Below are 12479 nucleotides of genomic sequence, written 5' to 3' on the forward strand. Positions count from 1 at the left end.
CGCGAAAGAAGGCACATCAATGTCCGTACCCTCGGTCCTCGCCACGCGCCTGCCGAACCCGGTCCCGCTGGCCGAGTTCGACACGTGCCCGGTCTCGGACGTCTTCCGCCGGGTCGGCGACCGGTGGAGCATGCTGGTGGTGATCCTGCTCGGCACGCGGTCGTACCGCTACAACGACCTGCACCGCTCGATCGAGGGCATCAGCCAGCGCATGCTGACCCGCACGCTGCGCTCCCTCGAGGAGGACGGCCTGGTCAGCCGCACGGTCCACCCGACCGTGCCGCCGGGCGTGGAGTACGCGCTCACGCCGCTGGGCCGCACGCTGCTGGAGCCGCTGTCCGCCCTCGCCGACTGGGCGGTCACCCACGCGGCGGAGATGCGACGCTGACCCCGTGCCGCGCCGACCATCGCGCGGCCCGACCGCAACATCACGGCGTACGTGGTGGGAGGCGTCATCCTCGTCCGCGCGCTGTACCTCGTCGCCGGCGCGGTGCGGTGAGAGGGTTGGTGCTCAGCCGGTCCAGGACCGGCCGCGCCGACCGAGAAAGGCTGGACCGGTTGTGAGGAATCGTCGAAGCGTGATTCTGGCATCAGTGGGTCTCGGCGCATATCTCGTTCTCCTGTCCGCCGCCGACTCCGTCTCAGCGCCCCGGTGGGCACCGGTCGCGGCCGGCCTGTTCATCGTGGGGCTGCTTGTCGGGTGGACGGTGATGCACTTCGTCAACACGTCCAGGGCGGCACGCGGGCGGCGCCTCCTCGAGGACGGGCGCGGAGATGTCGCGGGCACCCTCGTGCTGCGGCGGGGCGGGCTCGCCGAAGTTGGCTTCCTGCGGCGGATGAAGGTGAGGGTCGACGGAGATCTGGTGGCCATGCTCCCGCACAACGGTGAGGTCTCTGTGGATCTCGCGCCGGGGGAGTATGAGATCTCCGCCCGGATCGGTTCGTTCGGCGGCGAACCGTTGCGGGTCCCGATCAACGAGGGCGCGACCGTCGCCGTGCGTCTGTCGGCCGAGATTCCCGCGGACCTCGCGCTCGGCGTGCCGCGCGCCTCGATCCGCGCCGAACTGATCTAGAACGACGCAAGCGGCGGTGTGACGGCCTCCGCGCGGCAGCACCGACGAGGCCGTTACGGACCGTGGTTGACGAGGGCGAGACCGCCGCCGTGCGCCCGCGCCGCGTCGTGACCTGAGCCGGGTGGAGCGGGAGCAGGGCGGCTCAGGCGGCCAGCGCGGTGGCCTCCTCCGGGGTCAGGGTGCCGTCGGCGACGATGACGGTGTGGCGGCGCGAGATGGTGCCGCCGGCCGGGATGACGAGCGGCTTCTCCCAGGCCAGGGCCACGCAGACGCCGGGGTAGATGCCGGTGCGGGCGAACCAGTGGTCGCCGTCGCCGAGGCCGGAGAAGATCAGGGTGTGGTCGGTGGCGGCGAACGCGACCCACGCGGCGGTGCCGCCGTTGACCGTGGACTCGCCGGTCGCGCCGGAGGCGTCGAAGACGTCGGCGGGGCCGGGCGCGCACCGCCAGAAGAAGCCGCCGTAACCCGCGGCGTCCGGCCGGCCGTTCGTGGCGGGGCTGCCGAGCGGGACGTCCCGGGACGGCGGCGCGGCCAGCGTGTACGCCGCCTCCAGCGCCCACGCGCGCGCCGACACCGGGCGGGCGGAGAACGTGCGGTCCTCGGTGATCAGCAGCGTGCCGTCGGGATCCAGCCAGTGCAGCGTGGCGGTGAACGCGTCCTCGGCGGCGGTGGGGGAGAGGCGGGTGATGACGATCCGGCCGTGGTCGTCGAGCCAGGTGTAGCCCCGGTCGCGGACGTAGGTGCGGCCGCCCCACAGGTTGGTGCCGGCCACGTCCTGCAGGGCGACGGAGACGCCGAGGTGCCAGCGGTGGTCCTCCGGGAACGCGTCGGTGACCGGGGTTCCGGAGAACGTGGTGACGGGGTGCAGGTAGGGGCGGGGGCCGAGTGTCAGATCCGCGTCGGTGCCGTCCTGGAGACGGGCGACCACGGTGCCGCCGACGGTGAGCCGGGCTGATTCGGGCATGCGGGGCCACCTCCGGAAACGGTCTGGAAAGCGCTTGCCACAGGGTAGCGTTCGTCGATCGGTGCCGTCACGCCCGCGGTGGTTCTCTCAGGTTCGTCACAGCGGTGGGTGGCGAGGATCGGTCGCATGTTGCAGCGGTCTCGCGTGCGTACACATCGGGCGGTCGTTCTCGCGGCCGTGTCCCGGCCATGGTTCTGGCCGGTGTCGTGGGTGCCGGCCTACCTGGGACTGGTCCTGGCCACCGGGTCGCTGACGCCGCACGACCGGTGGCGGGCCGGGCTGACGTTGCTGGTGATCGGGCCGCTCATCTGGGCCGCGGTGCTCGCCCACAACGACCTGCACGACCTGCCGACCGACCGGATCAACCCGCGCAAGACGGGCGCCGGTGCGGTGTCGCCGCGCACCCTCCAGGCGTACGCCCTGGTCGCGGCGATCGCCGCGCTCGGCGCGGCGGCGCTGCTCGGCCCGCTGTTCGAGCTGGGCGTGGCGGCGGTGCTGGCGCTCGGCTGGGCGTACAGCGCGCCACCGCTGCGGCTCAAGGCCCGCCCGGGCGCGGACGTGCTGGTCAACGCGCTGGTGGTGGGCGTGGTCGCGCCGCTCGGCGGCTGGTCGATCGCGCGCGACCCGTGGACGTTCCCGTGGCCTTTCGCGCTGCTCGGGCTGCTGTTCGCCGCGGCGTTCTACCTTCCGACCACGGTCATGGACCGGCCCGCGGACCTGCGGGCCGGATACACCACGATCGCGGTGCGGTACGGGGTGAACGGCGCCTACCGGCTCGGGCTCTCGCTGTGGTCGCTGGCGCTGGGCGTGTCGCTCGCGTGCGCCAGCATGAACGTGGTCATCCCCGTCTCGACGCTGCCCTATCAGCTCCTGCTGGTGCCGGTGCTGCTCGGCGCCTACGCCTGGCTGACCAGGTCGCCGTCCATCCCGAAGCTGGCCGTGCTCGCCCTGATCTTCGCCCTCCCCTCGGCCGGCTTCGTCCTGTCACTCACCTGAGCCACGCCGCCCTCGCGGGATCGGCGGCCACGGCGCCGTCGCGTGACCGGCAGCCGTGGCGCCGGTCACGGCAGCGGGAGCCGATCGGCTCGGCGCTGTCCGCGGCCCCGGCGGCGCCGACGGCTGGAGCAGACCGGTCGGCTACGCGCCGCCGGCGGTCGGAGCGGCGACGATCGGCTCGGCGGTGCCGGTGCCGGTGCCGGTGCCCGGAGCGGAAGCGCCCGGCTCGGCGCCGGCCACGCCGGTCTCGTCGGTGACCGGAGCGACGTCGCTGATCTGTGGCGGTGCCGCGTGGACGGAGGCGATGCCGGCCAGGATGAGCACGCCGCCGGCCAGCTGGGTGATCGTCAGGTTCTCGCCGAGCAGCAGCCAGGCGAAGACGGAGGCGAACACGACCTCCAGCAGCCCGATGAACGATGCCAGCCGCGAGCCGAGCCGGCCCGCGCCGAAGATGCCGGTGGCGTACGCGATGGCGGTTCCGAAGATCGCGACCACGGAGAGCGGCACGAACCACGGCACCGCGGAGCCGAGCAGCGTCACGTCGCCGAAGTCCGCGGTGAACGGCAGTAGCCCCACCGTCCCGACCAGGGCGAGCAGCAGGCCGCCGAGCAGCAGCCCGGAGCCGGCCAGCGCGACCGGCGGCAGTCCGTCGGCCGGTCGCGCGCCGACCGCGAAGTAGACCGCGCAGCCCACCGCGGCCGCGAACGCGAGCCCCAGCCCGGCCGGGTCGACCGCCCGCACGGCGCCGGGGCCGATCACCAGGACCAGGCCGCCGATGGCGAGCACGGAGCCGAGCAGCACGACCGCGTGGGGCGCGCGCCGGGTGCTCACCCAGGCCCAGAGCACGAGCAGCAGCGGCGCCAGGTATTCCACCAGCAGCGCCGTGGAGACCGGGATGCGCGAGATCGCGGCGAAGTAGGTGACCTGGGTGAACGCGACCGCGATCAGGCCCATGCCGAGCACCCGCCAGCGGGCCCGCCACAGCGTGGCCCAGCGGCCGCGCAGTGACCAGAGCACGAGCGGCAGGAGCAGCAGACCCGCCGAGAGGGTGCGGGCGGAGACGGCGGCCGCCGGCGACCAGCCGGCCTCCAGCAGTGGCTTGACGAAGGCGCCGGACGTCGCGAAGGACGCGGCCGACGCGAGCGCGGCGACCAGTCCGATGGGCTGTCTCACGGTGCCTCCTGTCATGGGTTAACGTTTTTACACCCCTGACGCTAGGGCCGCGTACGTGAGGAGTCAAATTGCTCTTTGCCCCTGACACCGAGGAGGCGCTGGACTTCGCGGTCGCGCTGATGAACACCGAGGCCGGCGCCTCCCGCTCCGGCACGGACGAGCTGGCCACGGTGGCGCAGCTGCGCGCGCTGATCGGGCGGTACACGTACTCCGGGCGGATCGACTACGACGAGGCGGAGCTGCGCGCGGTCCGGCGCGCCCGCGAGCTGCTGCGCGAGGTGTGGACGCTGGACCGGGACGACGCGGTCGAGGCGGTCAACCGGATGCTGCGCGAGGGGAGGGCGCTGCCCTACCTGGCCCGCCACGACGGCCTGGACTGGCACCTGCACGCCACCGACCCGGACGCGCCGCTGGCCGTGCGCATGCGGGTGGAGGCCGCGCTCGCGCTGATCGACGTGATCCGGATGGACGAGACGCACCGGCTGCGGGTCTGCGCGGCGAGCGACTGCACCGGCGTCTTCGTCGACCTCTCCAAGAACGGCTCCAAGCGCTTCTGCACCGTGCGCTGCGGCAACCGGATGAACATGATCGCCCACCGGAGCCGCAAGCAGGTCAACGGCAACCCGTAGCGGCCCTCGCCCGCTCCGCGCGGCCGGCGGAACGTGTCCGCGCGCGGTGAATAACCGGCGGCGACCCGGTCGCCCGACCGCGTAACCTGGCGCGCATGGCGAAGCGGGAGGGCGGCGACGGGCGGACGCTCATCGCGTCGAACAAGAAGGCCCGGCACGAGTACACGGTCCTGAAGACCTACGAGGCCGGGCTGGTGCTGGCCGGCACCGAGGTCAAGTCGCTGCGCGCCGGGCACGTGTCGCTGAACGAGGCGTTCGCGCAGGAGCTGGACGGCGAGATCATGCTGCACGGCCTGCACATCGCGGACTGGGGCTTCGGCGACTGGACCCGTCACTCGCCGCGGCGCACCCGCAAGCTGCTGCTGAACCGCGTGGAGATCAACCGGATTCTGACCAAGCTGCGCGACGGCGGCGGCCTGACGCTGGTGCCGCTGTCGCTCTACTTCGCCAACGGCTGGGCCAAGGTCGAGCTGGCGCTGGTGAAGGGCCGCCGCGCGTACGACAAGCGGCAGGCGCTCGCGGAACGCGACGCGAACCGCGAGATCGCCCGCAACCTGGGCCGGCACCTCAAAGGCCGGCAGCCCGCCCGGCGGCCTCGATGATCTCCAGCCCCGCCAGCGAGCCGGCCGGGTCGACCGGCATCGGCGTGCCGTCCCGCAGCGCCGCCGCCACGCCCGCGTAGAAGCTGAGGTACGCGCCCGGCTCGGTGGGCACCGGCGACAGCGCGTCCCCGGCGCCGAGCACACCCCAGCGCTCCGCCGGCTCGGCACCCCAGCCGGGCGCGGCCGGGTCGCCGCCGGCCGCGAGCGCCGGCTCCTGCCCGTCCAGCCCGTGCTTGACGAACGCGGCGTCCGCGCCGAGCACCCGGAAGCGCGGGCCCGGCTGCGCGGCCAGGCGGCTCATCCACAGGTGCGAGCGCACGCCGGTGAGGTGCCGCAGCGCCACGAACGCGTCGTCCGGCACGGCCGAGCCGGAGCGCACCACGCCCAGCTCCGCGTGCTCCACCTCGGCCGGGCCGAACAGCAGCAGCGCCTGGTCGACGACGTGCGCGCCGAGGTCGTAGAGGACGCCGGCGCCGGGCGCGGACTCCTCCTTCCAGGAGCCCTCCTTCAGCGCGGGCTTCCACACCTCGAACCGCGACTCGAAGCGGTGCACTTGGCCCAGCGCGCCGGAGTCCAGCAGCCGCCGGACGGTGAGCAGGTCGCCGTCCCAGCGCCGGTTCTGGAACACGGTCAGCGCCACGCCCGCGGCCTCGGCGGCCGCGATCAGGTCCCGGCCCTCCGCCGCGGACGGCGCGAACGGCTTGTCCACCACCACCGGCAGCCCGGCGTCGATCACGGCGCGCGCCTGCGGCACGTGCTGCGCGTTCGGCGTGGCCACCACGACCAGGTCCACGCCGCCGGCCGCGAGCAGCGACGGCAGGTCCGGCACGATCGAGGCGCCCGGGTACGTGGCACGCGCCCGCGCCGCCCGGTCCGGGTCGCGGGTCACGATCGCGGCCAGCTCCAGGCCCGGGGTGGCGGCGATCAGCGGGGCGTGGAACACCCGCCCGCCGAGCCCGAAACCGAGCAGACCCACGCGAATGGTCATGATGCCGCCTCTCGTCCGTACCGCCGGATGATCTTGATCTTAGAGAGGGAACTCCTGGGGCGTGCCGGAACCACCCGCGGCCGAGTGCGGCGGCGGCGGACGGTCGGCGCCGCGCGCGAACACGCCCGGGCGCGGCCGGGTGACCGCGAGCGGGACCAGGTGGACCGGCGGACCGGGGTCCCGGATCTGGCCGGCCGACCAGCGCACCCAGAGCGCCACCCGCCCGGCCGCGGCCTCGGCGAGCAGCTTGTCGACGGTACGGCGGCGATCCGTGTGGTCCACCTCGATCGCGATCGGGAGCGCGCCACCCGGGCGCGCGCACGCCACGTCCAGCACCGACCTCTGCCGGTCCAGCGGCGGCGGCAGCGACATCACGCTCGGCGCCCGCCGGTAGACCCGCCAGCCCCGGGCGCCGGCCCAGCCCGCGATCTCGTCGATGACCAGCGCGGTCACCTGGTCCGCGCCCAGCCCGGTGAAGGTCAGCGCGTCCAGGTGCGCGCCGAGCGCGGCGGCCAGCTCGGGCCCGTCGTCCATGGCGCCCAAGCCTAGAGCCTCCAGTTTCCTGACCGGCCGGCCGAGCGTTCACCCATACGTGAGCGAGACCTACACGGTACGGGTGGGGCAGTTCGGGCATCCGGCGCACGCGCTGCACCTGGCGCTGACGTTCCTCACGCTCGGGTGGTGGGTGGGCGTCTACGCGGTGCACGGGCTGGTCTGGTCGCACCGCCGGGACACCGTCACGATCACCGTGCCGGCCGGGTGCCGGGTGGAGTGGCGCGGCGGCTACCCGGAGGTGCTGGCGCCGGACGAGTGGCTGGAGCCGCCGTCCGCCGCCGAGCGCCGCCGGGTGCTCCGCCCCTACCTGGTGCCGGTCGCGGTGGCGGCCGTGGTGATCGCCGTGCTGCTGATCAGGTGAGCGCCCGGGCGGCGCGCTCCCGCAGCAGCCGGCTCTCCCGCTGGTTGGGGGCCAGGTCGGCGGCGCGTTCCCACTCCTCGGCCGCCTCCGCGGCGCGGCCCAGCCGCAGCAGGACGTCGCCGCGCACCGCGCCGACCAGGTGGTGGCGGGCCATCCGCGGGTCCGCGCGCACCTCGTCGATCGCGGCCAGCGCCGCGGCCGGCCCGTCCGCGTGCAGCACCGCGACCGCGCGGTTCAGCGCCACCACCGGCGACGGCGCGATCTGGCCGAGCGCGTCGTAGAGCGCCACGATCGCCTCCCAGTCCGTCTCCTCGAAACGCGGCGCCCGCGCGTGCACGGCCGCGATCGCGGCCTGCACCGAGTACGGCCCGAGCGGCCGGGCCAGCGCGGTGGCCCGGTCCAGCGCGGCGAGTCCGTGCTGGATCAGCGTCCGGTCCCAGCGCGACCGGTCCTGGTCCTGGAGCAGCACCGGCGAGCCGTCCGGCGCGATCCGGGCGCGGAACCGGGACGCCTGCAGCTCCATCAGCGCGACCAGGCCGTACGGCTCCGGCTCGCGCGGCAGCAGCCCGGTCAGCATGCGCCCGAGCCGCATCGCCTCCTCGGCCAGGTCGCGGCGGATCCACGCGTCGCCGCTGGTCGCGGCGTACCCCTCGGTGAAGATCAGGTAGATGACCTCCAGCACCGCGGGCAGCCGTTCCCGCAGTTCGTCGCCGTGCGGCGGCGCGAACGGCACCTTCGCCTCGGCGAGCGTGCGCTTGGCCCGGGAGATCCGCTGCCCGATCGTGGGCGACGGCGCCAGGAACGCGTGCGCGATCTCGTCGGTGCTGAGCCCGCCGAGCAGGCGCAGCGTGAGCGCGGTACGCGCCTCCCGGGTCAGCACCGGGTGGCAGGCCGTGAAGATCAGCGCCAGCAGGTCGTCGTCGGACCCATCCGGCACGGTCGGGTCCAGCGCGGCGCTGAGCTGGCGCTCGTCGCGCATCCGGTCCCGCCGGATCCGGTCGATCGCCTTGTGCCGGCCGGTGGTGTGCAGCCAGCCGGCCGGGTTCGGCGGCACGCCGCCGGACGGCCACTGCTCCAGCGCGGCGACGAACACGTCCTGCGCGATCTCCTCGGCCGTCCCGACGTCGCGGGTCAGCCGGGAGAGCGAGGCGATCAGGCGGGCGGCCTCCATCCGCCAGATCGCCTCGATCCTCCGGTGCGGGTCCACGGTCACTCAGCGGCCTGGATCCGGCGCATCTCCGCCTCCCGCTCCCGCAGCTCCGGCGTGAGCGCGTCGCCGAAGTCCTCGTCGCCGGCGTACGGCCGGATCTCCAGCACCGTCGCCGCGCCGTGGAAGCCGTCCCGCGGGCAGCGCTTCGCCCACTCGACCGCCTCCTCCAGCGAGGAGACCTGCCAGATCCAGTAGCCGCCGATGATCTCCTTCGACTCCGTGAACGGGCCGTCCACCACCGAGGTGTCGCCGCTCGCCGCGAAGACCACCTTGACGCCGGCCGCGGTCGGCTTGAGGCCGTCGCCGTCCAGCAGGATGCCGGCCTTGACCAGCTCCTCGTTGTAGCGGGTCATGCGCTCCAGCATGTCGGTGCTCGGGGCGACCCGGCCCTCGTCCGCGCCGTCGCCCTTGATCATGACCATGACCTTCATCGTCGTGCTCCCTGTGCTCGGTTGTCGTGTCGACCCTAAGCGGGCCGCCTACACCCCCTCCTCGATCGGGCGAGGCCGGTTTTCGACAGCGGGCGGGACGTTTCGGCGGGCAGACGGACGGAAAGCTTCGGACAGCGTTCGTCTGTTGGCTCTGGAGGAGGCGTGTGGCGGTCGGCGTACGCTGCCCGGGTGACCGAACAAACCTGGGCGGATCAGCGGAAACGGGCGATCTTGGCACACGCGGCGGCCGGCGAGGCGCGGCGCGCGGCCGAGGTGGCGCGGGCGCGTGAGCTGCTGGCCGGGTTCGTGCGGGAGGCCGGCGAGCGGGGGATCGCGCCGGAGGAGCTGACGGCCGCGCCGCACCGGGGCGGTGGACGGCTGCGGACCGGGCTGCGCGGGTGGTACCTGCGGGCGGACCGGTCGGTGGCGGTGGGCACGGACGGTGAGTTCTACGCGCTCAGCGCGCCGGGCGGCCTGCGGGCGCGGCTGACCGGCGTGACGATCGAGCCCTCCGACCCGCGGCTGATCGTGGGCGAGGGCGGCCGGGACGGGGAGTCGATGCCGCTGGCGGAGCTGCTGCGCCGGCGGCTGGGGACGGAATCGTAGGGGTGGGGCGGATGCCCGAGATGATCGAGCTCGACGTCACCTCCGGGGCGCAGTCGCGGCGGCGGGGACGGCCGTCCGCGTACCCCCGGCAGGTCGTGGTCCTGGGTGTCGTGCTCGTGCTGGTCGCGTCGGGCGGTGCGGGCTATCTCGGGCTGCGCGACGGCGGCGTGCCGACCGGCACCGACCTGACCGCGCACGTCGCGGTGGGCGACGACGAGCTGGCGATAACCGGCGACGAGGCGCGGCTGCGCGGCATCGCGACCGTGACGAACGTGGACGACGAGCCCGCCGTGGTGCACGCGGTGCGCGCGGACTGGCCGGGCATCCGGATCGCCATGAACGAGGAGCAGGCGCACCGGGTGCCGCCGGGCGGGACCGCGCCGATGGGCGTGACCATCACGTTCACCTGCGTGTACGACTCGCTGCGCGGCCTGCGCGGGCGGGCGCTGATCGACACGCCGGACGGCGGGCGCGGCGAGGTGGACGTGCCGATGACGGCCGGGCGCCCCTGGCAGACGATCCGCCGGGGCGCGTGCGAGACGATCCAGAGCCGCCCCGCCGACTGACCCCGGTGGGAGTAGGGTGGCCCGGTGATCGAGCTGGACGTCACCCCGGGGCGACCCGAGGAGCAACCGGGCTGGCTGGCATACCAGCGGCGCCGGCTGGGGGCGTACCCGCTGGTCGTCCTGCTCGTGGGTTTCACGCTCGGCCTGCTCGTGGGCGGCGCCGGCGTCTACTACGCCGGGGTGCTGCGGCCCGAGCTCGCGGCGGCGCGGGCGGCCGAGGCCGCCCGGGTGGCCGCGCCGCAGCTGCTGATCTCGCGCGACCCGAGCTACTTCGAGCCCACGGTGACCGGCGACGCGGTGCGCGCCAGCGGCCGGATCATCGTGTCCAACGCGGGCGAGGACGAGGTCGTGGTGCACGCGGTGTCCGCGGAGGCGACCGGCATCCGGATGACCACGGACGTGGAGGAGCCGCGCCGGCTCCAGCCCGGCGGCACGGCCACGATCGACGTGACGATCCTGTTCGACTGCCGGTCCGGGGCGCCGGTGCCCGCGTCCACCCGCGTGCTGGTGGAGACGGCGGACGGCGCCCGCGACGAGGTCACCTCCGCGATGGATCTCGCGTCCGCGGGCTGGCCGCCGGCCCACCGCACCTCCTGCCGGCTGACGAAGTGACCGGATGTTCTCGCTGACCGTGGACGACGGGCTGCGGCTGACGCTGGCCGAGGAGCGGCACGCGGAGCCGATCACCGAGCTGATGGCGCGCAACCGGGAGCGGCTCGCACGCTGGCAGCCGTGGGCGATGTACCGGCCGACCGTGGAGAGCACCCGGTCGTACATCCGGGGTGGGCTGAGCCGGTTCGCGGAGGGCCGCGAGCTGTACCTGATGATCGAGCACGAGGGCGTGCCGGTCGGCGCGTGCGGCATGCGGCGCGACCCGCAGACGCTGATCGCGGACGTCGGCTACTGGCTGGACGCGGCCGCGGAGGGGAAGGGCCTGGTCACCCGCTCGGTGACCGCGCTGACCGGCGCGGCGTTCACGGTGTACGGCATGCGGCGCGTGGAGATCCGCACGATGGTCGCGAACCATCGGGCCCGGGCGGTCGCGGAGCGCTGCGGGTACGAGTTCGAGGGCGTGCTGCGGCGGGCGATGCGCTGGGCCGACCGCAACGAGGACGTGGCGCTCTACGGTGCCGTAGAGCGCCACGGGTGACTGCTCAGGCGCCCCAGCCGGCCTGCTGCCCGCCGACCCGCTCGGCCACGATCTTCTCCTGGTAGCCGCTGCGCCGGTACGCCGCGATCGGGTCCGGGTCGAGCCCGTTCTCCTCGCGGACCTCCGCGCAGCAGCGGCCGCACGTCCGTGTTGTAGGCGTCCATCAGAATCCCGTTCGCCTCCAGCACGTCGCCGGCGGCCTGCGCGGCGAACAGCGCGTCGCGGTCCACCAGCAGCGCCTTGGCGGTCGCCTCCTGGACGTTCATCACGGACCGGATGATCGCCGGGATCTTCGCCTCGATGTTGTGGCACTGATCGAGCATGAAGTTGATCCCGTACTCCGGCGTCAGCGCGTCCGCCCGGACGATCTCGTACATGATCCGGAACAGCTGGAACGGGTCCGCCGCACCGGCCATCAGGTCGTCGTCCGCGTAGAACCGGCTGTTGAAGTCGAACGCGCCGAGCTTCCCCTGCCGGAGCAGGAACGACACGATGAACTCGATGTTCGTACCGGGCGCGTGGTGGCCGGTGTCGATGCAGACCGTGGCCTTCGGGCCGAGCTCGACGCAGTGCGCGTACGAGGTGCCCCAGTCCGGCACGTCGGTGGCGTAGAACGCGGGCTCGAACAGCTTGTACTCCAGCAGGATGCGCTGGTCGCCGCTCAGCCGGTCGTAGGCCTCGCGCAGCGCGGCGGCGAGCCGGTCCTGCCGCAGCCGCAGGTCGTCCTGGCCCGGGTAGTTGAGCCCGTCGGAGAACCACAGCTTCAGGTCCCGCGACCCGGTCTGGTCCATGATGTCCACGGCCTCCAGCAGGTGGTCCGTGGCCTTGCGGCGGACCGCGGGGTCCGGGTTCGTGACGGAGCCGAGCTTGTAGTCGTCGTCCTGGAAGACGTTCGTGTTGATCGCGCCCAGCCTGATGCCGTTCTCCGCGGCGAAATCGGACAACTTCGAGTAATCGCCGACCTTGTCCCACGGGATGTGCAGGGCCACGCTCGGCGCCACGCCGGTGAACCGGTGCACCGTGGCCGCGTCGGCGATCTTCTCCTCCGGCGTACGCGGCACCCCGGCCTGTGCGAACACCTTGAACCGGGTGCCCGAGTTGCCGAACGCCCAGGACGGCGTCTCGATCCGCTGCTCGCGCAGCGCCTGCTTGACGGCGTTCAGGTCAGCCATGTC

General features: G+C 73.8%; 17 protein-coding genes. 10 read left to right on the forward strand and 7 right to left on the reverse strand.

Going from position 1 to position 12479, the window contains the following annotated elements:
* Window positions 1-19 precede the first annotated feature (19 nt).
* Both J2S41_RS02125 and J2S41_RS02130 read left to right on the forward strand, forming a co-directional pair.
* The gene (locus J2S41_RS02125; RefSeq protein WP_310362291.1) at window positions 20-388 is read left to right on the forward strand and encodes a winged helix-turn-helix transcriptional regulator; all 369 of its coding nucleotides are present in this window, start codon (window positions 20-22) and stop codon (window positions 386-388) included.
* Window positions 389-578: 190 nt separating this feature from the next.
* Window positions 579-1073 (forward strand): hypothetical protein, encoded by a 495-nt coding sequence (locus J2S41_RS02130; protein WP_310362293.1) that lies wholly within the window; start codon window positions 579-581, stop codon window positions 1071-1073.
* Window positions 1074-1215: 142 nt separating this feature from the next.
* Here J2S41_RS02130 and J2S41_RS02135 read toward each other — a convergent pair whose 3' ends face one another.
* Entirely contained in the window at window positions 1216-2037 is an 822-nt protein-coding gene (locus J2S41_RS02135; RefSeq protein WP_310362295.1) for a DUF6807 domain-containing protein, read from the reverse strand.
* A gap of 201 nt (window positions 2038-2238) precedes the next feature.
* On the opposite strand from J2S41_RS02135, the gene J2S41_RS02140 reads away from it, so the two are divergent.
* On the forward strand, window positions 2239-3033 hold the full coding sequence (locus tag J2S41_RS02140) for a UbiA prenyltransferase family protein (protein ID WP_310362298.1): 795 nt from the start codon (window positions 2239-2241) through the stop codon (window positions 3031-3033).
* Window positions 3034-3174: 141 nt separating this feature from the next.
* Here the strand turns inward: J2S41_RS02140 and J2S41_RS02145 are convergent, their stop codons facing one another.
* Window positions 3175-4206 (reverse strand): EamA family transporter, encoded by a 1032-nt coding sequence (locus tag J2S41_RS02145; protein WP_310362301.1) that lies wholly within the window; start codon window positions 4204-4206, stop codon window positions 3175-3177.
* A gap of 68 nt (window positions 4207-4274) precedes the next feature.
* Between J2S41_RS02145 and J2S41_RS02150 the strand changes: the two genes are divergently transcribed.
* On the forward strand, window positions 4275-4835 hold the full coding sequence (locus tag J2S41_RS02150; protein ID WP_310362304.1) for a CGNR zinc finger domain-containing protein: 561 nt from the start codon (window positions 4275-4277) through the stop codon (window positions 4833-4835).
* Between the two features lie 95 nt (window positions 4836-4930).
* Window positions 4931-5437: an SsrA-binding protein SmpB gene (gene smpB, locus J2S41_RS02155; protein WP_310362308.1), complete on the forward strand. Its 507-nt coding sequence runs from the start codon at window positions 4931-4933 to the stop codon at window positions 5435-5437.
* Here smpB and J2S41_RS02160 read toward each other — a convergent pair.
* Together J2S41_RS02160 and J2S41_RS02165 are read right to left on the reverse strand one after the other, a co-directional pair.
* Entirely contained in the window at window positions 5403-6425 is a 1023-nt protein-coding gene (locus J2S41_RS02160; RefSeq protein WP_310362310.1) for a Gfo/Idh/MocA family protein, read from the reverse strand. The two genes, smpB and J2S41_RS02160, sit on opposite strands and share 35 nt — an antisense overlap.
* Window positions 6426-6464: 39 nt before the next feature.
* Window positions 6465-6959 carry a hypothetical protein gene (locus tag J2S41_RS02165; protein ID WP_310362313.1) on the reverse strand — a complete coding sequence of 165 codons (495 nt, stop codon included), beginning with the start codon at window positions 6957-6959 and terminating at the stop codon, window positions 6465-6467.
* A 58-nt stretch (window positions 6960-7017) separates the two neighbouring features.
* Here J2S41_RS02165 and J2S41_RS02170 point away from each other — a divergent pair, with 58 nt between their 5' ends.
* Complete coding sequence (locus tag J2S41_RS02170; RefSeq protein ID WP_310362315.1) at window positions 7018-7341, forward strand: hypothetical protein; 324 nt, start codon at window positions 7018-7020, stop codon at window positions 7339-7341.
* On the opposite strand, the gene J2S41_RS02175 is transcribed toward J2S41_RS02170, so the two are convergent.
* On the reverse strand, window positions 7334-8548 hold the full coding sequence (locus J2S41_RS02175) for an RNA polymerase sigma factor (protein WP_310362318.1): 1215 nt from the start codon (window positions 8546-8548) through the stop codon (window positions 7334-7336). The genes J2S41_RS02170 and J2S41_RS02175 overlap by 8 nt on opposite strands.
* 2 nt (window positions 8549-8550) lie before the next feature.
* Window positions 8551-8982: a YciI family protein gene (locus J2S41_RS02180; RefSeq protein WP_310362321.1), complete on the reverse strand. Its 432-nt coding sequence runs from the start codon at window positions 8980-8982 to the stop codon at window positions 8551-8553.
* 189 nt (window positions 8983-9171) lie between these two features.
* On the opposite strand from J2S41_RS02180, the gene J2S41_RS02185 reads away from it, so the two are divergent.
* From J2S41_RS02185 to J2S41_RS02200, 4 genes are read left to right on the forward strand one after another with little or no spacing between them, the layout of a single operon-like run.
* Entirely contained in the window at window positions 9172-9588 is a 417-nt protein-coding gene (locus J2S41_RS02185) for a hypothetical protein (RefSeq protein ID WP_310362327.1), read from the forward strand.
* 11 nt (window positions 9589-9599) lie between these two features.
* Window positions 9600-10154, forward strand: coding sequence for a hypothetical protein (locus J2S41_RS02190; protein ID WP_310362330.1), 555 nt, complete (start codon window positions 9600-9602; stop codon window positions 10152-10154).
* A gap of 24 nt (window positions 10155-10178) precedes the next feature.
* Entirely contained in the window at window positions 10179-10766 is a 588-nt protein-coding gene (locus J2S41_RS02195) for a hypothetical protein (protein WP_310362333.1), read from the forward strand.
* Window positions 10767-10770: 4 nt separating this feature from the next.
* A complete protein-coding gene (locus tag J2S41_RS02200) occupies window positions 10771-11304 on the forward strand; it encodes a GNAT family N-acetyltransferase (RefSeq protein ID WP_310362335.1) in 534 nt (177 codons plus the stop codon).
* Here J2S41_RS02200 and rhaI read toward each other — a convergent pair.
* Window positions 11277-12476: an L-rhamnose isomerase gene (rhaI, locus tag J2S41_RS02205; RefSeq protein ID WP_310362338.1), complete on the reverse strand. Its 1200-nt coding sequence runs from the start codon at window positions 12474-12476 to the stop codon at window positions 11277-11279. The genes J2S41_RS02200 and rhaI overlap by 28 nt on opposite strands.
* Window positions 12477-12479 lie beyond the last annotated feature (3 nt).

Origin of the sequence: Catenuloplanes atrovinosus, assembly GCF_031458235.1 — a bacterium.
Taxonomy (GTDB): Bacteria; Actinomycetota; Actinomycetes; order Mycobacteriales; family Micromonosporaceae; genus Catenuloplanes; species Catenuloplanes atrovinosus.